This window comes from Acinetobacter sp. SwsAc6, from assembly GCF_013391565.1.
Lineage (GTDB): Bacteria > Pseudomonadota > Gammaproteobacteria > Pseudomonadales > Moraxellaceae > Acinetobacter > Acinetobacter cumulans.
Window position 1 is genome coordinate 12,668 of record NZ_JACAXE010000017.1, and the last position, 19,898, is coordinate 32,565.

General features: G+C 39.7%; 16 protein-coding genes and 1 tRNA gene. 3 read left to right on the forward strand and 14 right to left on the reverse strand.

The window, feature by feature from the left end; genetic code table 11:
* Positions 1 to 13 precede the first annotated feature (13 nt).
* The 3 genes from glf to HYG93_RS11985 form a co-directional block, all read right to left on the reverse strand.
* A complete protein-coding gene (glf, locus tag HYG93_RS11975; RefSeq protein WP_120365611.1) occupies positions 14 to 1,123 on the reverse strand; it encodes a UDP-galactopyranose mutase in 1,110 nt (369 codons plus the stop codon).
* Positions 1,120 to 1,959: a DUF707 domain-containing protein gene (locus HYG93_RS11980; RefSeq protein ID WP_120365612.1), complete on the reverse strand. Its 840-nt coding sequence runs from the start codon at positions 1,957 to 1,959 to the stop codon at positions 1,120 to 1,122. The genes glf and HYG93_RS11980 overlap by 4 nt, the downstream gene beginning before the upstream one ends.
* A gap of 70 nt (positions 1,960 to 2,029) precedes the next feature.
* Positions 2,030 to 2,791 (reverse strand): glycosyltransferase family 25 protein, encoded by a 762-nt coding sequence (locus HYG93_RS11985; RefSeq protein WP_117007204.1) that lies wholly within the window; start codon positions 2,789 to 2,791, stop codon positions 2,030 to 2,032.
* Positions 2,792 to 2,870: 79 nt separating this feature from the next.
* Here HYG93_RS11985 and HYG93_RS11990 point away from each other — a divergent pair, with 79 nt between their 5' ends.
* Positions 2,871 to 3,755 (forward strand): hypothetical protein, encoded by an 885-nt coding sequence (locus HYG93_RS11990; protein WP_120365638.1) that lies wholly within the window; start codon positions 2,871 to 2,873, stop codon positions 3,753 to 3,755.
* Between the two features lie 4 nt (positions 3,756 to 3,759).
* Here the strand turns inward: HYG93_RS11990 and HYG93_RS11995 are convergent, their stop codons facing one another.
* From HYG93_RS11995 to HYG93_RS12035, 9 genes are all read right to left on the reverse strand, one after another.
* On the reverse strand, positions 3,760 to 4,797 hold the full coding sequence (locus tag HYG93_RS11995) for a glycosyltransferase (RefSeq protein ID WP_120365613.1): 1,038 nt from the start codon (positions 4,795 to 4,797) through the stop codon (positions 3,760 to 3,762).
* On the reverse strand, positions 4,794 to 5,567 hold the full coding sequence (locus tag HYG93_RS12000; protein ID WP_106984633.1) for a glycosyltransferase family 2 protein: 774 nt from the start codon (positions 5,565 to 5,567) through the stop codon (positions 4,794 to 4,796). The genes HYG93_RS11995 and HYG93_RS12000 overlap by 4 nt, the downstream gene beginning before the upstream one ends.
* Positions 5,564 to 6,319, reverse strand: coding sequence for a polysaccharide deacetylase family protein (locus HYG93_RS12005; protein WP_121594150.1), 756 nt, complete (start codon positions 6,317 to 6,319; stop codon positions 5,564 to 5,566). Before HYG93_RS12005 ends, HYG93_RS12000 begins: the two co-directional genes overlap by 4 nt.
* The gene (locus HYG93_RS12010; protein ID WP_120401940.1) at positions 6,319 to 7,347 is read right to left on the reverse strand and encodes a glycosyltransferase; all 1,029 of its coding nucleotides are present in this window, start codon (positions 7,345 to 7,347) and stop codon (positions 6,319 to 6,321) included. Before HYG93_RS12010 ends, HYG93_RS12005 begins: the two co-directional genes overlap by 1 nt.
* 158 nt (positions 7,348 to 7,505) lie before the next feature.
* Complete coding sequence (locus HYG93_RS12015) at positions 7,506 to 8,393, reverse strand: ELM1/GtrOC1 family putative glycosyltransferase (protein WP_120365615.1); 888 nt, start codon at positions 8,391 to 8,393, stop codon at positions 7,506 to 7,508.
* A 41-nt stretch (positions 8,394 to 8,434) separates the two neighbouring features.
* Complete coding sequence (locus HYG93_RS12020) at positions 8,435 to 9,181, reverse strand: GT-D fold domain-containing glycosyltransferase (RefSeq protein WP_178962514.1); 747 nt, start codon at positions 9,179 to 9,181, stop codon at positions 8,435 to 8,437.
* Positions 9,182 to 9,308: 127 nt separating this feature from the next.
* Positions 9,309 to 10,235 carry a branched-chain amino acid transaminase gene (locus HYG93_RS12025; protein ID WP_106984629.1) on the reverse strand — a complete coding sequence of 309 codons (927 nt, stop codon included), beginning with the start codon at positions 10,233 to 10,235 and terminating at the stop codon, positions 9,309 to 9,311.
* Positions 10,236 to 10,253: 18 nt separating this feature from the next.
* Entirely contained in the window at positions 10,254 to 13,013 is a 2,760-nt protein-coding gene (gene glnE, locus HYG93_RS12030; protein ID WP_106984628.1) for a bifunctional [glutamate--ammonia ligase]-adenylyl-L-tyrosine phosphorylase/[glutamate--ammonia-ligase] adenylyltransferase, read from the reverse strand.
* An 85-nt stretch (positions 13,014 to 13,098) separates the two neighbouring features.
* Positions 13,099 to 14,379 (reverse strand): sensor histidine kinase KdpD, encoded by a 1,281-nt coding sequence (locus tag HYG93_RS12035; protein ID WP_120367413.1) that lies wholly within the window; start codon positions 14,377 to 14,379, stop codon positions 13,099 to 13,101.
* Positions 14,380 to 15,421: 1,042 nt separating this feature from the next.
* Here HYG93_RS12035 and HYG93_RS12040 point away from each other — a divergent pair.
* The gene (locus HYG93_RS12040; RefSeq protein ID WP_106984627.1) at positions 15,422 to 17,656 is read left to right on the forward strand and encodes an NADP-dependent isocitrate dehydrogenase; all 2,235 of its coding nucleotides are present in this window, start codon (positions 15,422 to 15,424) and stop codon (positions 17,654 to 17,656) included.
* Positions 17,657 to 17,731: 75 nt separating this feature from the next.
* Here the strand turns inward: HYG93_RS12040 and HYG93_RS12045 are convergent, their stop codons facing one another.
* Positions 17,732 to 18,424 (reverse strand): hypothetical protein, encoded by a 693-nt coding sequence (locus HYG93_RS12045; RefSeq protein WP_178962515.1) that lies wholly within the window; start codon positions 18,422 to 18,424, stop codon positions 17,732 to 17,734.
* 163 nt (positions 18,425 to 18,587) lie between these two features.
* Positions 18,588 to 18,674, reverse strand: a tRNA-Leu gene (locus HYG93_RS12050).
* A 173-nt stretch (positions 18,675 to 18,847) separates the two neighbouring features.
* Between HYG93_RS12050 and queA the strand changes: the two genes are divergently transcribed.
* Positions 18,848 to 19,888, forward strand: a complete 1,041-nt coding sequence (gene queA, locus HYG93_RS12055; RefSeq protein WP_106984626.1) for a tRNA preQ1(34) S-adenosylmethionine ribosyltransferase-isomerase QueA — start codon at positions 18,848 to 18,850, stop codon at positions 19,886 to 19,888.
* The last annotated feature ends 10 nt before the right edge of the window (positions 19,889 to 19,898 follow it).

Below are 19,898 nucleotides of genomic sequence, written 5' to 3' on the forward strand. Positions count from 1 at the left end.
TTTAACTTATCAATTATTTACTAAAATTATTTAATAACTCTTCTGCAATATTCATTGCCTGACGAATTGTTACATCCATATCCATATAACTATATGTCCCCAACCTTCCAGCAAAAGTTACATTTTTTTCAGCTTGGGCCATAGCCAGATATCTATCTAAAATTTCTTTATCATTCGCCAATCTTACTGGATAATAAGGAATATCATTATCTCCACATTCAGAACTGTATTCTTTAAAATAAATTGTCTGATCATGTTTTTCCCAAGGCGAAAAATGTTTATGCTCAGAAATTCTTGTAAATGGCACCGACTCATCGCCATAATTAATCACAGCATTACCTTGATAGTCACCTTCAGCATAATTTTTTTCAAATCTCAAAGTTCTGTAACTTAACTTTCCTTCAGAGTAGTTAAACCATTGATCTAATTTACCAGTCCAAATTATATGATCATATTCAACAATCATAGCGCGCTGAAACTCACAATCCAATTCAACCTCAATTTTTGTATGATTCAATATAGATTTGAAAATCTCTGTATAGCCATGCTCTGGCATACCCTGATATTTATGTGAAAAATAATTATCATCATAATTAAAACGAACAGGCAGCCTTTTTAAAATACTTGCAGGCAACTGAGTCGGATGAATCCCCCACTGTTTTAATGTGTACCCTTTAAAAAATGCATCATATAAATCTGGACCTATAAATCTTAAAGCTTGTTCTTCAAAATTTTTCGGATTTTCAATATTCGAATCGCCAATTGATTCTATAAATGCTTTCGCCTCAATTGGCGAAAACGTTTTTTTATAAAATTGATTGATTGTGTGCAGATTAATGGGCAATGAGAAAACTTGACCGCCAACAATTGATTTCACACGGTTAATAAAGGGTTTAAATGAGCCATGCTGATTAACAAAACTCCAAACTTCATCATCATCCGTATGAAAAATATGCGGACCATAAACATGCTCCATAATTTCTGTTTTTTCATCCCGCTCAGTGTAACAGTTACCGCCAATATGATTACGCTGATCGATAATTTTTACCTCATGAGAATGTTCAGCAAGCTTTCGCCCTATAACAGCTCCCGTGAATCCACATCCTATAATCAAAACTTTCATTGTGTTAACTCTATATTATCTAAAGCAAAGTTTATTGAATAATTTTCCAGTAACCGAATATCACAGCCTGCTAGATATAATTGCTTAAATTTGACGTGATCTGATTCAATATAACTGCCATCCCAATTCATTCCGCCGAGGCATCTTTCTTTTTGAATAAATTTGTATTTCTTAGCAAGAATTTTTAACTCATCCATTGGACTCAAAGTCTTATTCTTAGAAAAAAATGATTTCTTCGAGATAATTTTTTTCCCCATTCCTGAACCAGCAGAACCCACAGGTCGCGTGTGAAATACTGCCACTTCATCAATCACTGCTATATTTGCTTGCTCACCGAGAATTTGTGGCCATAAAAAATCTAACCCCCATCCAGATTTATTTTCTGAAAAAGTTGAGTACACTTTTTTAAATGCTTCTTTAGAAAAACATGGAATCATCACTTCTACAAAATTAGTTTTTCTATATTTAAAATTACTATTTTGCAAAAGTAACGCCCATGAAAAATAACTCCGGTGATCTAAAGAAGGTTGAGCAAGATCAAAATTATTCTCATGGAATAGTTCAAAAAATCTATTCAAAGTTTGAACATCTGTATCTATGTCATCATCAGGGATCCAAATTGCATCATATTCACGCCAAAAATCATTAGTTTGAAAGAAATCGTTCAGCCCCTCCCATTTAGATCCTTTATAAGAATGAAAATGGCGTAAATTTTCTAAATCAAATTTAGGCTCATTTCCAAAATAACTGATTACTACATCGTAATTTGCCTCTGATGATATCCATTTTTCATGTAAAGAATTATCACCACAGCGAACAACAATCAAATTTTTCATACCTAAACCAAGTCCCCCTCGTTTTACCGCTTAAATCAACTGAACACTAAATAATCTGTAATTTATTAACTTATAAAGGATATTTTTTATTAAAAAATTTAGCTATATTATAACGTAAACTTGAACCGTACTTACTGACGGATACATCGCTAAAATTTCCCCGCTCAGATTCAATTGTACTAAAATCTTGAACCGCTACATTCGATTCTAATATAGGATGATCCACAATAAATGCCATATAAATGCGTGAATTCGGATATAAGTCTGGAATATAACGCCAATCATCAGCCGCACGCAGCTTTTGATGATATTCAATTAATGCCTTCGCCATTGAACGATCGACAATATAAGAAACCGTATAACAAATTCGATGATAAAAATCTGCATTGACCTGTAATACAATCGCTTTATGTAATGTAAAGGGCTTTACTTCGCCTCGTACCTTACGACATTCTTTCATTTGAATGCCCCCGATACTAAATAAAAATTGAGGTGCTAGATTCGCTTGCTTTAATTCCTGTTCCAATAAAACTACATCAAAGTCATCAGGTAAAATTGCATCATCTTCAAGAATCAACGCAAATTCATCATCCGATTGCAAAAATACCTTTAATGCCTCCAAGTGAGACAACGTACATCCGACCATGCTCGGAGAAAGTGGTCTAGATCTCCCTTTAACACCTAATTCAAAATATTTTTTTGCAGACAGCTCCGCACCTTTAATTCCAATTTTAATCCAGTCATGCGCGTCATTTTTGAAATAGGGTTGACTGAATAGCTTTTTCAGACGAGGAGAGTTTTCTTCTTCAATACTTACTATAAATTTTTTCATAAAATGAACCACTTTTTTTCATCGCGTATCATACCTAATGTAGAATTAGATAAATAGTATTATGTCTTTACACAGCTTTATGATGCGCACAATTTTAAAGAAATGGTATAAATTTCAACAAAAGCAACATGCTAGAAAATTTGATTCTCATTGGTACATGCGTTTTGGCTGGTTGCAACAACCATTAAAACATCAAGAACAGCTTAAAACACTTTTTGAAATTCACTCACCGCGCAAATTTACATTTGCTGATTGTTTTTATGCGCAAGATAATGATCGACATTTCATTTTCTTTGAAGAAGTCGACGATATCCATCCTGTCGGTTTTTTATCAGTTCTGGAAATATTTAAAGACGGCACTTATACCGAGCCACAAACCATTCTAAAACTGGACTACCACCTGTCTTATCCATGTATTTTTCAGATTGAAAATGAATGGTTTATGATTCCAGAAACCAGTGCCAATAAAACTGTTGAACTTTGGAAATGCACTGACTTCCCTTTAAAATGGGAAAAGCATAGCAATTTATTAGAAGGTATAGAGGCTGTAGATACGACGCCATTTTTACATAATGGCATGTGGTATCTATTTACCTCAACCCGTCGAAATTGCAAAAAATTTGGTGATCGTTTAGATCTTTTTATGACTGAAGATCTTTTAAATCCAAACTGGCAAGAGCATCCACAAAATCCTGTCTGTAAGGGCCATCAACAATTCCGCATGGCTGGAAAACCATTTAGCTATGATGGCAAACTGGTGCGCCCAAGCCAAGATTCACTAAAACGTTACGGCGGCAATATTGAGCTTAAACATATTGTAGAACTCAGCCCAACCACTTACAAAGAAGAACTCCTAGAAGTGGTTCTACCAGATTGGAATCCACAAGATGATGGCTGTCATACCATCAATGCTGAAGGCGACTTTGTGGTACTCGATGCGATTCGCTTAACAGCTAAAAAGTAAATACTTATGCTGAGTGCAGCAAATCCTTGTAAATTTTCAGGGTTTGCTGTGTCATGGCTTCAACTGTGAGTTCTGCTTTTGCCTTTGCAAATAAAGGCGAAAATTCTTGATCGGCGACATTTGACAGCGCCTGCTGAATTGAGACATTTAACTGCTCAGCATTGCCAATCTCCGCCAAATATGGCGCAGGCAACCACTCAATCACACCATTCACTTTGGTCGATGCCATCGTTTTATCCGCTTGTAGCGCTTCCACCATGACCAATGGAAAACCTTCTCGGTCTGAGGACAACACCACAGTATCCGCTAGCTGGATTAAGTCACGTGCATCTGTACGAAAGCCAAGAAAGGCAACTTGAGACTGCATATTTTGCTGCTGAACTTGCGCCTCTAAAGACGTCCGTAAAGAACCATCCCCCACAATCCATAAGTTAGCATCAATCCCCTGCATTGCCTCAATCAACAAACTGATATTTTTAACTGGCTCCAAACGTCCAATGCACATCACCAGCTTTTTGGATCTATCCATGACCGGATACGCTGCATAAATATCGGCTTTTAGCTGGTCTTTCTGTTGTTCTGATAGCGCAGGCTGTGGATATACACCGTTATACACAATATGCGCTTTATGCGCGGAGATACCTTGTGTAAGCGCTTGGCTGACTGCAATGACCGCATCACCAGCAGCATAAATGGCTTTATTTTTTTTGGTGCCATGAACTGTCGTAACAAACTTGACTGGCTTAAGCCAGCCACGAATTTTAGTCATCAGCTCAGCAGCTTTACCCGCCTGCGCATGCACAATATCCGGCTGAATTTGATTAATCAGGCTTTTGAGTTGCCACAGCAAAAATATATTCCAGCGACTGCGAGCAAAATTCACCGGATGAAAATGAACCTTTTCATTGAATTTATCGGCATAACACGGATGCGCCAAAATATGCACTTCATGCTGTAGCGACATTTCATTGACTAAGTTGAAGCTATGCTGCTCCAAACCGCCTATACCGCCACTGGTTGCTAGAACTTGTACAATTTTCACGGTTGATCCTGTTTTTTCTTGGCTGCATTTTGATGCTGCTCAAAAAGCTTTGCCTCTTTTAAAAAGGCATAAAAAGCATTAATCATGCTATTTACGAAACCGCGCCAGCCATTCAAGCAACTACGACGGATAAAGTAGGACTTTAAGAAAGTTACCGGCATGACCAAACTTAATTTTAACAAACTCGGCTTTTTGCCCTTTTGGAATTTTTCCGCTGCTTTTAAATTTGAGTACTGATTATTTTTTTCTACTTTGACAAAAATACTCGATTCTCCGTAGTGATAAATATCGCCTTCCGCTTTGACACTTTGACCATCCACAATTACATTTTCGTGGACTTTATTTTCCAGGTCATATTGGCCTTTGCTTTTACGGAAAAAACGTACTTTGGCATGTTTTTTCGTATGCTTGCTGTTCGGCACCCCTAAGAACACATCATTAATCGGGGTAATCAGCGCATCAATTTGATTGGCTTGAATGGTCTGTTCAATTTCGGCTTTTAATTCTTTCGATAGAACTTCATCACCATCTAAATTCAGCACCCAGTCATTTTTGCATTGCGCCAAAGCCAAGCTTTTTTGCGCAGCATAACCCTGCCAGTCTTGATGTGAAATACGCGTATTGGCAAAAGACTGCGCAATTGCATAGGTATCATCGGTACTGCCAGAGTCTAAAATAATCACTTCTGAAAAATCTTGCACGCTCTGCAAGGTGTCCTGCAGCCAAGGACCGCAGTTTAAAGTTACGATATAAACACTGCATGGAATCATAATTTATAACGTCCTTTCGCTAAGGCAATACGCATTTGTAAGGCATTCATTGCGCCATGTGTACTTACGCGCGGAATATTAAATTGGTTCGCCGTGCTGATGTGTTCCACTTTTTTACGTGTAGACACCGCATTTTTAAAGCCGATTTCTTTGGCCATTTGCTGATGCTTTTCATTAAAACGGCCAAATGGATAAGCAAAGCTTGGACATTTACCAACAATTGCTTCCACATCTTTTTTAGATGCGTGCATTTCTGCAAATGCCTGTTCATCTGACAGTTTCAGCAAATTTACATGGTGCTGGGTATGTGCGCCAAATTCAATCACGCCTGAATCTGCCATTTCTCGGATCTGCTCAGGGCTTAACTTTTCAATGCCTTCAATTTGTGTAGCCAAATAAATTGTCGCTTTGGCCTTGTATTTTTTTAGTAACGGATAGGCATATTCGTAGTTATCTAAAAAGCCGTCATCAAATGACAGTGCAAACACATCTTTTTGTCCTTCATACTGATCAATTTCAGAGACAAAGCAGAATTTGGCATTCTTATTGACTAAATACTGTAGCAACTGCTCGAACTTAGCAGGAGGCATATTCATACCCGAAGCCTCTGCATTTGGCGTGACTTGATGTAGCATCACCACACGCGGAATATGTGCAGTACGTAATGGTGGCAACCAAAAAGTGTAGTTACCCAAGACATAGAGTACGGTGGCCAGTAGCACTAAGCCCGCCAACACATAAAGAATCCACATTAAGCATATACCTCGTGTGACCATTCATAAGCTTCAGACAATGGCTGATCAAAAGTAACTTCAATCATAAACTGGGTAATACGTTTTGCATTAAAACTACTGCGGGTTTTATTCCAGCCCGCTTGTGCAATTTTCTTCGCTTCATCAGGATGTCCTGCATAGTGCTTAATTTTTGCCGCCAAATCATGTTGGTCATCAAAATAAACCACTTCTTGCTCTGTATAGAGCTGATCGAAGCCTGGAATACGCGGGCTAAATGTTAATAAGCCATTGCCTGTGAGCTGCACAATTCGGTCTGAACTGTATAAGGTCACGTCATTTTTACGTGAATAATTGAGACCCATACGCGATTCTGACAGCACTTTATAATAGCCTTTGCCATATACGCCCGGTTGCTCAAAACAGCCATAATACTGATATTGAATACTGTTTTGAGTTAAGGTATCTGCCAAATCTTTTAAGAATTTCTCACGGACTGGTTCTTTATACACCACACCACAGAAGATAAATTCTTTATCAATGCGCGTAGATTCAAATTGTTTTAATACTTCAACATTGCGATGACCGACGTTCGGCATATAAGCAGTTTTTAAATGTGGTTGCTTTAATTTTTTCAGGTATTCGCCACCTGTAGTACAGAAAATGGCATCTAAATATGGCGAAAACTCACGAACAAAACCTAACTTCTGCTCTAAGTACAGTGGATCGACATACCAAAAAGCAATTTTAGTTTGAGGAAATTGCTGTTTGATATCGCGTAGCACAGTCGGACTCATCAAGTCACTGTGACCCACCAATACGAGATCGGGCTCAATATTATTCACGATCTTTAAAATTTCTTTATTGGCCCAATTCGCACCGAGTTTTTTCGTTTTAAAAATCGTGCCCATACGCGCCATATCGCGGAAACTGAAATCATAAACAAAGTGTCCGTTTTCAATTAAACCAGCGGAAATTTTACGGTCAGTGCAATAAAAATGTGCACCCTGTTTATTAAATCCAAAATTCGCGATATGTAAGATTTTCATAAATCACTCAAAAACAATCTGCTATCTGCCTATTCGGCATATTCTAATATTCAGTTTAAAAGCATAGCATAAAGCGGTTTTGACAACAGTAGCTTAGTGATTGCTTTTCTACGCTAAGCCATTGAAATTCTGTATATGAACTATTTCTCGTTATTGTCCTATGCTAAAAGCTTCTGCGCGACGATCGAAGCTTCTTCAAAAGCAACAGCCTCAGTGAGCTCTTTAAGATTAAACCGTGCAGAAACAATTTTTTTATCTAACAAGGTATCTACAGATTTCACAATTCGATCCGCTTTTAATCGATCCATCGAAATCACACCAACTTTACACCCAGCAGTTAGCGCCTCATAAATCATGGAAACGCTATCTTCTGTAACCCAAACAGCCTCAGCTTTTTGCATTTCTTCAAAAATCCAGCCTTGCGGTGTCTGCTCTACAGGAAAAATGTGCAATTTAGACGCATAATCCTGCCGTTCCAATTCAGCCAAAAACTCGGCTGGTGTACGACGTGAAGTCGTTAAAATAATCTCGGCTTGTGCATTATGAGTTACGATATTTTGAATTGCATTTAATACTTTTTCAGCATTCCACTGATGACGTTTTGATGAACCGCCCAAAGCAATCAGAATACGGTTTTGCACATGACGCTGTTCATTCACTATCGGGTTTAATGCACCTTGACTAAGTATCACGTTGCCAGTTTCTGCAACGCCATCATGTGCAGGAATAATCACATGATTAAACCAGCTGAATGGGAAATTCGGCTTCATCAAAATAGCTGTTTTAGCTTGAGAATAAACCTTGCCAAGCAGCAGCACCCTGAGCTGCGTATGGCTGCCGACACCGATAATCAATGCCGGTTCCCGGGCAACTAAAGGATGCTGTTTTTTAAATACCGCGCTGACCAGCTGAACAAACGGCAAATCATGAATAGCGATTTCCTGAAAACTCAGCGCCGCATCGGTTTGGCGCTGCAGCGCATTAAACAAACCCAGCGCCTGAGACCGGTGGCCTGCTTTGCCGTCACTGATATATACAATATGCATCTATGCCTCAACTGAAATGCAGCAGCATCTGCTGATCATCTTTATGCTCGATTTAATTCCGCAGCAGCCTCATCATAAGAGCTGGTGATATGCCCAATATCCAAGGCCTGATAGCCTAAATCCGACAGCCTTTTCGCCAAGACCGTCCCGGTAGGGCCAAGCGCAATCAGCACCAGGCTGCCCGGCGCTGCGCTCTGGCGCACTTCAGACAGCAGCCGCGGCACATCCGCATATGCATTCACCGCTTTGGAATAAATCACTTGTCTGGATCGAGCATTATCAAACAGCGCATGTTCTAAATTCAAACGTGAGCCTTCTCCAGTAATCAGCATAATCTCACGCTGATTCCAAATGGCTTTCCAAGAAAGCGCAGCCTGCTCCGGATACATAATGAAATAATCTGGCCGCGTCACCATCGAATGCCCATAAGCGCGTTCAGTATTTAATTTCGGCTGCAGGTCTTTCCAGCGCACATACCAAAATTTCAGCCACCAATTCACTTCATAATCATTGCAGGCTTTCAGCATGGTAGGCAAACAAACCGTCAGGTTTTCATCCTGATTATTTAAAATGACTTCCAGTTCCCGCGCCAACTCAGGATCTGCAGCCTGAAAATCAATGTCATCGCCATCCATTAAGGTGATTTCGCCGTCACCAAAACGGGCCAGTGATTTCCCCTGCGCAACCAGAGCCAAAGTCTCCGGCATACTGTGCAGCAGTTTGTCTTCAAATGCCTGCAGATCTTGCTTATTTTCATTAAGCCAGCGTTTTTTATCGAATTTATACATTCTTTTTTTCATACGCAATTTAAACCTGCGCATAGTCGATTCAAATGACATCCAGCACCTGCAATATTTCCAGACCATATAAAAAAGGCGGAACATCTGTTCCGCCTTTTCATCTTAACCGATCAGCTTATTTTACGTAAGTTAACCAGTGCGCATATTTAGGGTCTTTGCCCTGGACTGCATCGAAGTATGCTTTTTGGATTTGAGTCGTGATTGGACCACGTACACCTTCACCAATTTGACGATCATCGTATTCACGGATTGGCGTTACTTCAGCAGCAGTACCAGTGAAGAATGCTTCATCAGCAATGTAGAATTCGTCACGTGTAATACGGCGTTCTACAACATCATAACCCAAGTCTTTCGCAATGGTGATAATTGTTTGACGCGTAATACCGTCTAATGCACCACCAGCGATATCAGGAGTATGAATCACACCATCACGTACCAAGAATACGTTTTCGCCAGAACCTTGGCAAACATAGCCTTGTGGGTCAAGTAACATTGCTTCGTCATAGCCTGAATGCGCCACTTCTTGGTGTGCAAGAATAGACAATGTGTAGTTACCTGACGCTTTTGCTTTACACATCGTCACGTTAGGATGGTGGTGGGTAAATGATGAAGTTTTAACGCGGATGCCTTTCGCCATCGCTTCTTCACCAAGGTAAGCACCCCAGCTCCATGCAGCGACTACAGCATGAATGGTGTTGTCAGTTGCCGCAATACCTAGTTTTTCCGAACCAATAAAGATAATTGGACGCAAGTAGCAAGATGCCAGTTTATTTTCACGAACCACATCAATTTGCGCTTGTTCTAGTGTTGCCTGATCAAACGGAACTTTAAGTTGATAAATTTTCGCAGAATTTAGTAGACGCTTAGTGTGTTCTTTTAAACGAAAAATCGCCGTTCCATTCGGAGTTTCGTAAGCACGGACACCCTCAAACACACCCATACTGTAATGTAATGTATGTGTTAATACGTGAGTTTTCGCCTCACGCCAATCAACTAATTGTCCATCTTGCCAAATAAAACCATCACGATCAGCCAAATTCATGACCTAAACTCCAAATTTTTATACACAGTCATTTTTATCCAAGGCAAACATTGCACTCGGATCGATTAATCTTTGCCATAACTTGCAAACGACCTCTCGGGTATCGTGCCAGTCCGTCGCATTCACTTGCATTGATTGATTTGCAAGGGCTAAACGGTGGCTCTCGGCGCGTTCGCGAAGATAAGCTTGAATCAATGCTGTCGCATCGTCGCTGGATAAGCGACTTGCTTTTGCGGCGTCTTCAAGGATTCTTACATTGTCGGAGTAGTGAGCGAGATCAGAATTCGTTCCACTCCATGCTAATACCACATACTGTGCCATAAATTCGATATCAACGATACCTCCTGCGTCTTGTTTTAAATGAAAAATTCCATCTTTTTGTTGTTCTTTAGAAGAACCTAAATGGTCTTTCATTTTTTGACGCATTTTTAAAACTTCAGCACGTACGTTTTGCTCATCACGTGGTAGGGTCAAAATCTGACAACGTAGTTGCTCAAATTTTTGACGCAATGAAGGCTCACCCGCAATCGAACGCGCACGTACCAATGCTTGATGCTCCCACACCCATGCGCTCTTAAACTGATATTGTTCAAATGCCTTTAAGCTGGTCACCAGCAAACCTGCCTCACCTGAAGGTCTTAAACGGGTATCAATTTCATAGACCCGACCATCTAAGGTTTGCGTGGTCATCAAAGACATAAACTTCTGTGCAACACGCATTGCAAACTCAAAGCCACTAATCGGTTTCAAGCCATCGGTATCAGCTTGCTCATCCATATAATGAATAAACACTAAGTCTAGGTCTGAGCCATAACCCAGCTCAATGCCACCAAGTTTGCCATAACCAGCAACAGCAAATGCAATATGGTCTAGAGCACAGCGCTGACCCTCTGCATCCACTGGATATCCATGTTTTTTAGCCACAATTTGATAAGCCAAATTCAAGGTCGCTTCGACTGAAACTTCCGCAATATCGGTTAAGGCATCAGACACTTTCATCAATGGGCTTTCCGCCAACACATCGCTGGCAGCAACTGTTAATACATTGGATTTTTTAAATAAACGCAGTACACGCATTAAATCTTCAACATCATCCAGTTCAATACGTAATAACTGCTGACGAAGAGAGTCTTCTAAATCTTTGCGCTTTGGAAGTTCAAAGTCCATAGATAAGAACTCATCTAACAGTACTGGATAATGCGTCAATTCTTCACATATCCATGGGCTCACCGTAGCCATCTTCACTAAGCGTTGTAATGCACCCTTACTCTCAATCAACATCACCAAATACACCGTACGGCGCATAACTGATTCAACCAATGGCATCAGTCGCTGTAAAGCAACCTGCGGATTATCTGACTGAATCACCGCCTCGACCAAATGAGGCCAGAATGTTTTTAATCGTTGTACCGCTTTAGCAGGCAGTTTTTTTAAAGCATGTCCATGCCAAAACTCATGAACCAAATTTTTAGCATTATCATCCAGTACATCATTCAACTGCTTTTCCAGCTGCGCAAAACTTTCAACCAATGGATCGGGTTCTTTTTCTTTAATCAAATGCTCAAATTGATAAATCACCCGCGCACGTTTGCTGTTGAGTACGCGTAAGAAGCCCTCCCAAGTTGCATAACCCAAGGTATCCAAAATACGCTGACGAGGCTCATCTTCATGTGGCAAAGACTGCGTTTGCTGATCATTTAAGGCCTGAATTGCATGTTCAATTCGGCGTAAAAAAAGATATGCATCTTCTAATTCTTGCACTGCGGTTATATCGAGTAATCCGACCTCACCTAAATGATGCAAACTCACCAAACACTGACGGTCTTGTAATTCTAATTTTGAACCACCGTAAATCAGCTGAAAAACTTGTACGATAAACTCAACTTCACGGATACCACCAGCACCCAGCTTGATATCATCTTCAATATTACGGCGTAGCACCTCGCGCTCAATCATGCCTTTCATTTCACGCATGGCTTCAAAAGCGGTGTAATCCACATATTTACGGAATACAAAAGGTCGAGTCATCTCCAGTAATTCGTCACCTTCTTGCCCCCCAGTCACAATACGCGCTTTGATCCACGCATAACGCTCCCACTCGCGCCCATGCTGGCTTAAATACTTTTCTAAGGCCACATGACTAATGGCCAAGGCAGAGCCATCCCCCCAAGGACGTAAACGCATATCTACGCGAAAAACAAAACCATCTGCAGTAATTTGATCCAGCAAATAAATCAGTTTTTGTCCCCACAAAATACAAAATTGCTGTACATCAATACACTTACGACCGTTGGTTTCGCCTTGCTCATCAAAAGCAAAAATGAGGTCGATATCACTGGATAAATTTAGTTCTTGAGCACCCAGCTTGCCCATAGCAATCACAATCAAATCTTGAAGCTTGCCGTTATAGCCAATTGGCTCACCATGCTTTGCCACTAACGGCGCATAAGCAAATTTTTTCGCCATACAAATGGCAATATCAGCAAAGTCTGAAAGCTCTCTGGTCAGGGTAATGACATCAGTAAGTTTGTTGGCATCTTGCCAAATCCAGCGAAACATTAAACGCGCACGCAAAATACGCATTTCCCGCATCCATACTTGTTCATCTTGAATTTCGCACAGTGCAACTTCAACAAATTCTTGTATTTTTTCGGTGCTTAAAGGCAATAAAAATTGGTCAATTGCATAATCTTGTTCTATTAAATTGCGATGGATTCCCAACACTTGCTCTGCATATTGGCTAGCACGTAAGGTCTTCTGCAATTGTTCCACATTCATTTGTTAACCCATAAGCCTATTTTTTTCTAGTTATATCAGCTGCACATGGCAAATGGGGAAAAATTTAGCGTTAATTTAGCCTCAATTATAATTTTACTTCAGCAATCACTTTAGACGTATGCTCTACATTTAAAACTTGATGTGCACTGGTGGCCTTTGGCAAATTAACCACAAAAAGGGTGCCTTCTCCTTCTTTAGAATGTGCGCTGATTGAACCATGGTTTAAGTCGACAAAGCGCTTACACAAAACCAAGCCCAAACCTGTGCCTTGTTCTCCCGCTGTACCTTTAATACTCACTTTGATCTGTTGTTCAAATATATTGGCAATTTGGTTTTGAGTCATCCCTAAACCCGTGTCTTGAACGGTGAAACGAATAAATTCATCTCGCTCTTCTGCACGTAAAATCACTTTTCCAAAGCCATCAGTATTGGTGAACTTCAATGCATTCGAAACCAAGTTTTGCACAACCGAGGTAATCATATTAATGTCGGCATTCACCTTCAGCCCTGTAGGGATTTCATTTAAAAGCTGAATATTTTTTTTCACAGCCAAACTATTTAAAACACTGCAGACAATTTTGGCAGACTGATTTAAATCAAAATTAATTGGGTGGTATTCAAAACGCCCGCCTTCTGCCATGGCCCAATTGAGCAAACTTTCCAGCAAGTTATAGGTCGATTGGGCTGTATCACATAAATAATCAGCAATATTTTGAATACTGGATTCATCTAAGCTATCACGCTCTTGCGCCAGCACTTCAGAAAAACCTAACAAGCCATGAAAGGGTGCTCGTAAATCATGCGCAATAATTTGAAAAAACTTGGTTTTACTAAAATTCAATGCTGATTGTTGCTCATACATTTCTTTTAATTCAGCGTTTTCAATTCTTAGTTTTAATACGCTCAGTAGGCTTTGCACAAATTCAGCCACGATTTCCAATTGCTTGCGGGTATATTCTATTGTGTGGTCATCAAATAATAAAACTGTACCAATGCTTTGTTGTTCATCTCTTAAATGAAATGCAACCAGTCGCTGATGTGCAACCCCTAAGCTATGCACATATTGAGAAAACGCAGGATAGCATGCATGTTGCTGATCAATGAGACAATTTTCTTCTTCAAAAAACCGTTCTAATTGCTCATTTGAGTCCGCTAAAAAAGCTTTTACACCATCATCAGAACCATACCAAATATAGGGTTCATTTTTAAATGCCAAAATGCCACTTTCCATGCCTAAAATACTGCGGGCAAACTTCAAAAAATCGGCAATTTTATTATCATCCGTATAAACCCCCATCAACAAAGAGAGCCTACACGCGCCCAGCTGTTCCGTCTGTGCACCTATTTCTAATAAGTTTATTGCCATAGACTTCCCTCTCTTGAATTGACTAAATCCGCAAAACCGAGCTTTATACTCTACGTAATTAGCAAGATTACACATACATAGCAATAACAAAAAACAACATTACGACCAAAGGAATGTATTTAGGCCTTAATTTAATGTTTTTAACTTTTATGATTTAAAATACATATTTGAATTTTCTAAAAATAGTTTTGAACATTTTTCAAATAATTCATCACAAGCAAAAGCCTACTGAACGCCTCCAAGGGGCTATTTAAAGTATATTCACCCCTATATTTTACAGATTGATTACATTTAGTTTTTGTATTTTGTTATTTAAATCACAATTTTTTACCTATAGTGGGTACTTTACATTTCATCTAATCTATTCATTTCACAAGCAGATAAAAAGTAAAACTCTCATCAAAATATCGATCAATCTGTATCACTTAAAATCACACTTTTTTTGCAATTGTTTACAATTTTAGCTCTTCAAAACAGCGCTAACCACTATTGACTAACAACCTTCCCCAACTTCACTCTAAATCTAAGACCTAAAACAATACATTCCTTTTGTGAATAGAAGGAAAGAACAAGTTCCCATCAATAGAATGAAATCGAACAATTGTATGCCCGCAGTTTTTTTTATTTGCAACTCAGCGCGAAGGCCTATTTCTGTTTGAGGTTTTAAATCCATTTCAGTGAGCATGATTTAACATGATAGCCAAACTGGCTGAAGTTTTTTTTAATTTGGCGCTAGGGTCAATAGCCATTCTATGTAAATAGTGGTATATCTAAATTTAGGCGTTCTTGTCCCAAACGCTTTTCAAATCTTGCCTTTTATTGGATTGTTTAATTCAATTTCAATTTCTCACAAAATATTTGTGCGAAAAATAGTCATTTTTCTGTATTATTTTTCAGCGAAATGACGTCATCACTGTATCTATCGTTGACTGAAATGCGATGAGCACCGATACTTTCATAGTTTTATTTAAGCAAATCGGTTCGAAGGGGCTAAGTCATAAGCTCGGCCCTCAAAAACACAATCTCAAGCAAGGGGCTATATATGGCTGGTGGAAAGTCAACTATCATTTACACACTGACCGACGAGGCGCCATTATTGGCGACATACTCACTGCTACCGATCATTGAGACCTTTACTAAGCCTGCCGGCGTTGAAATCGTTAAACGCGATATCTCTGTAGCATCACGTGTGCTTGCAGAATTTTCTGACTTCTTAAGCGAAGAGCAAAAGGTTCCAAATAACCTAGCAGAGCTTGGCCGTCTTACTCAAGATCCAGACACAAACATTATCAAGCTACCAAACATCAGTGCGTCTGTAGGCCAATTGACAGCTTGTATTAAAGAGCTTCAATCTAAAGGCTACGCTATTCCGAACTACCCGGAAAACCCAGCGACTGAAGAAGAGAAAGAAATTAAAGCACGTTACAGCAAATGTTTAGGTTCTGCTGTAAACCCAGTGCTACGTGAAGGTAACTCTGACCGTCGTGCACCTGCTGCTGTTAAAAACTATGCGAAAAAACACCCGCACTCTATGAGCGAGTGGAAGCAATGGTCACAAACTCACGTGTCTCACATGGATGAAGGCGACTTCTACCACGGTGAAAAATCTATGACACTTGACCGTGCGCGCAATGTGAAAATGGAGCTCATCACTAAGACTGGTGAAACGATTGTTCTTAAGCAAAAAGTTGCGCTTCAAGACGGCGAAATCATCGACTCTATGTTCATGAGCAAGAAAGCGCTTTGCGATTTCTACGAAAAAGAACTTGAAGACTGTCGCGAAGCTGGCATCTTATTCTCATTGCACGTGAAAGCGACAATGATGAAAGTGTCACACCCAATCGTATTTGGTCACTGTGTTAAGATTTACTACAAAGAAGCTTTCGAAAAACACGGCAAATTGTTTGATGAACTAGGTATTAACATCAACAATGGTATGGCTGGTCTTTACGAAAAAATCGAAACTCTTCCGACTTCTGTACGTGAAGAAATCATTGCTGACCTTCATGCTTGCCAAGAGCACCGCCCTGCGCTTGCAATGGTTGACTCTGCTAAAGGCATCACAAACTTCCATTCACCTAACGACGTAATTGTAGATGCTTCTATGCCTGCAATGATCCGTGGTGGCGGTAAAATGTGGGGTGCTGACGGCAAACCTTACGACTGTAAAGCAGTAATGCCTGAATCTACATTCGCACGTATCTACCAAGAAATGATCAATTTCTGTAAGTGGAACGGTAACTTTGACCCACGTACTATGGGTACAGTGCCTAACGTAGGTTTAATGGCTCAAAAAGCTGAAGAATACGGTTCACATGACAAAACTTTTGAAGTTTCTGCTGCTGGTGTTGCAAACATCACGGATATCGAAACTGGCGAAGTGTTGATGTCTCAAAACGTGGAAGAAGGTGATATCTGGCGTATGTGTCAGGTAAAAGACGCTCCAATCCGTGACTGGGTAAAACTTGCTGTAACACGTGCACGTAACTCAGGCATGCCTGCGATCTTCTGGCTTGACCCGTACCGTCCACACGAAAACGAATTGATCAAGAAAGTTCAAACTTACTTACTTGACCATGACACTGATGGCCTAGACATCCAAATCATGTCTCAAGTACGTGCAATGCGCTACACACTTGAACGTGTTGCTCGTGGTCTAGATACAATTTCTGTAACTGGTAACATCCTACGTGACTACCTCACTGACTTGTTCCCTATTATGGAATTAGGTACATCTGCGAAGATGCTGTCTATCGTGCCATTAATGGCAGGTGGCGGCATGTACGAAACTGGTGCGGGTGGTTCTGCGCCTAAACACGTACAACAGCTTGTTGAAGAAAACCACTTACGTTGGGATTCTTTAGGTGAATTCTTAGCATTAGCTGTTTCTTTAGAAGAAATGGGCATTAAAGAAGACAACGCTCAAGCGAAACTTCTTGCGAAAACTTTAGACCAAGCAACTGGCAAACTTCTAGATAACGACAAGTCTCCATCACGTCGTACTGGTGAGCTTGATAACCGTGGTAGCCATTTCTACCTTGCAAAATTCTGGGCTGAAGCACTTGCTGCTCAAGACGAAGATGCTGCACTTAAAGCGAAATTTGCTCCACTTGCACAAGCACTTGCTGAAAATGAAGACAAGATTGTTGCTGAGCTTGCAGAAGTTCAAGGCAAATCTGTTGATATCGGCGGTTACTACGCAATTGATACAACAAAAGTAAATGACGTAATGCGTCCAAGCTCAACTTTAAATGCTGCACTTGCTGCTGCTCAATAAGTTGATGCTGAACTAACCTACGTTAGTGATGTAAAAAACCAGCGCTTCGGCGCTGGTTTTTTTATCTCAATAAAATTATATTTTTTCTAATCTTAAAAACTGTGTGGCTTTCCAAGGCTTAAACAAGGGATTAGCAACCATCAAGGCCATAAGTAAACACACGCCAAAGAAAAAGGATTGAGCAACAACAAAACTGTGCGGGATTGCACTTAAACTCTCACCTGTTACAACACATAAATAAACCACATAAACCATTGGAAATAATGACCCTAAACTTATAGCGAAATAAAGGAAAATACCGATCCTATCAATCAAAGTTACTACCCAATCCTTACAATAGCTCTTCAACTTAAACCTTTTAGTCACTTCATTTTTTTCAATATATTTACCTGCTGACTTGTAGTAAAAGATTGCCAGATCTTTATTCTTACATGACAAAATATATTCTAATAAATCAATATCATGGTGATTAAATTTAAGCAGCTTATTTAGTTTAGCAATTTGTAAATGATATGCCATTTGATCACTATATTTATTTAATGATTCATCAGCTAACAATAATTCATGATCTGAAATTTCGTCTTTAATTCTTCTCAATCGATATTCTTGGTGCTCTCTAAAAATACTTAAAACACCCGATTTAGCAATAAAAAATACAATTACGATAAATAAAACTAAAATCAAGAAAATACCTGTTGCATACGGATTTTCAAGTATTAGCCCCAATAATGGATTTAAATTTAACTCTGCATTTAAATTTGCTGCCATATACCCCCCTTTTCTTTTACTGTTTTATTAAAGCTAAGAATTAAAAAAATTTTCATATTAATTTCAAAGCATAAATAAGCGATTCTAAAATTTATAAGTTTTATAATTTTCATACAGCCAATAAAAAACCCCAAGACTTTAAGTCTTGGGGTTTTTTGAATCTTGGTCCCGGGGGTCGGACTCGAACCGACACATCATCTCTGATAGTGGATTTTGAATCCACCGCGTCTACCAATTTCACCACCTCGGGAATGAAGGCTATAATACGCTGTTTTAAAACACTGTCAACACCACAAAGACACAATTGATTATTTTTAACCCAATGATGATTTTTTCGTCTTAAAATTAAGCAAAATCAGCGCTAAAATCCAAAAAAGCATATAATAGCTCTTATTCAATCCCCTATTGTTTTAAGCACAAACCATGCAACTTTCAGATTTCAGTTTTGATCTCCCCGATGAGCTTATCGCTCGCTACCCATTAGAAAATCGCACCGCTTCACGCCTTTTACACCTCGACACCACGGGGCAATATCATGACCATTGCTTTACCGACATTCTCGACCTACTCAATGAAGGCGACTTGTTGGTTTTAAATGACACCAAAGTGATGAAAGCACGCTTAAAAGGTAAACGTGCAACAGGTGGCGCAATTGAAGTATTGGTTGAACGTATTTTAGATCCACAAACAGCTCACTGCCATATTAAAGCCAGCAACACTCCAAAAGAAGGTGCTGAGCTTTTTATTGGCCCAGATGAAGTAAAAGTGACTGTTAAAGGTCGCCATGAAAATCTATTTGTAGTTGAGTTTTCACAACCTATTTTACAAGTATTAGATTTATACGGCGCATTGCCAATTCCGCCTTACTTTAACCGTGAAGCAGAAGCCATTGATACCGAACGCTACCAAACTGTATTTAACGACCCAACTAAACTTGCGTCTGTTGCCGCTCCAACGGCGAGCTTACACTTTGATGAAGCACTGTTAGCCAAACTCAAAGCCAAAGGCGTACAAACAACATTTGTGACTTTGCACGTGGGCGCAGGTACATTCTTACCAGTACGTACAACAGATATTGAAAATCATATTATGCATAGCGAATGGTGTGATGTATCTGATGAATCAATGGCTTTAATACGCGAAACCAAAGCCCGTGGTAATAAAGTGATTGCTGTAGGTACAACTGCAACTCGCGCAACAGAAAGTGCAGCTCAAGCCAATGGTGGCGAGCTCAAAGGCTGGACAGGTGATACACAAATCTTTATCTATCCAGGCTACGAGTTCAAAGTAGTTGACCGACTTATCACCAACTTCCATTTACCTGAATCTACCCTACTCATGTTGGTATCAGCATTGTCTAACCGCGACAATATTCTTAATGCCTATAACCACGCTGTAGCAAGCAAGTACCGTTTCTTTAGCTATGGCGACGCCATGCTGATTGACAACATCAACCTAAAATAAAAAGAGCAGC

Bases quoted from the DNA above. Each gene is read 5' to 3' on its own strand.
- HYG93_RS12025 (WP_106984629.1), bottom strand. From the start codon at position 10,235: ATGAATTTGGCTGATCGTGATGGTTTTATTTGGCAAGATGGACAATTA.
- HYG93_RS12045 (WP_178962515.1), bottom strand. From the start codon at position 18,424: ATGGCAGCAAATTTAAATGCAGAGTTAAATTTAAATCCATTATTGGGG.
- glf (WP_120365611.1), bottom strand. From the start codon at position 1,123: ATGAAAGTTTTGATTATAGGATGTGGATTCACGGGAGCTGTTATAGGG.
- HYG93_RS11985 (WP_117007204.1), bottom strand. From the start codon at position 2,791: ATGAAAAAATTTATAGTAAGTATTGAAGAAGAAAACTCTCCTCGTCTG.
- queA (WP_106984626.1), top strand. From the start codon at position 18,848: ATGCAACTTTCAGATTTCAGTTTTGATCTCCCCGATGAGCTTATCGCT.
- HYG93_RS11980 (WP_120365612.1), bottom strand. From the start codon at position 1,959: ATGAAAAATTTGATTGTTGTTCGCTGTGGTGATAATTCTTTACATGAA.
- HYG93_RS12000 (WP_106984633.1), bottom strand. From the start codon at position 5,567: ATGATTCCATGCAGTGTTTATATCGTAACTTTAAACTGCGGTCCTTGG.
- HYG93_RS12010 (WP_120401940.1), bottom strand. From the start codon at position 7,347: ATGAAAATCTTACATATCGCGAATTTTGGATTTAATAAACAGGGTGCA.
- glnE (WP_106984628.1), bottom strand. From the start codon at position 13,013: ATGAATGTGGAACAATTGCAGAAGACCTTACGTGCTAGCCAATATGCA.
- HYG93_RS11990 (WP_120365638.1), top strand. From the start codon at position 2,871: ATGATGCGCACAATTTTAAAGAAATGGTATAAATTTCAACAAAAGCAA.
- HYG93_RS12005 (WP_121594150.1), bottom strand. From the start codon at position 6,319: ATGTGGATTCTTTATGTGTTGGCGGGCTTAGTGCTACTGGCCACCGTA.
- HYG93_RS12015 (WP_120365615.1), bottom strand. From the start codon at position 8,393: ATGCATATTGTATATATCAGTGACGGCAAAGCAGGCCACCGGTCTCAG.
- HYG93_RS12020 (WP_178962514.1), bottom strand. From the start codon at position 9,181: ATGTATAAATTCGATAAAAAACGCTGGCTTAATGAAAATAAGCAAGAT.
- HYG93_RS12040 (WP_106984627.1), top strand. From the start codon at position 15,422: ATGGCTGGTGGAAAGTCAACTATCATTTACACACTGACCGACGAGGCG.
- HYG93_RS12035 (WP_120367413.1), bottom strand. From the start codon at position 14,379: ATGGCAATAAACTTATTAGAAATAGGTGCACAGACGGAACAGCTGGGC.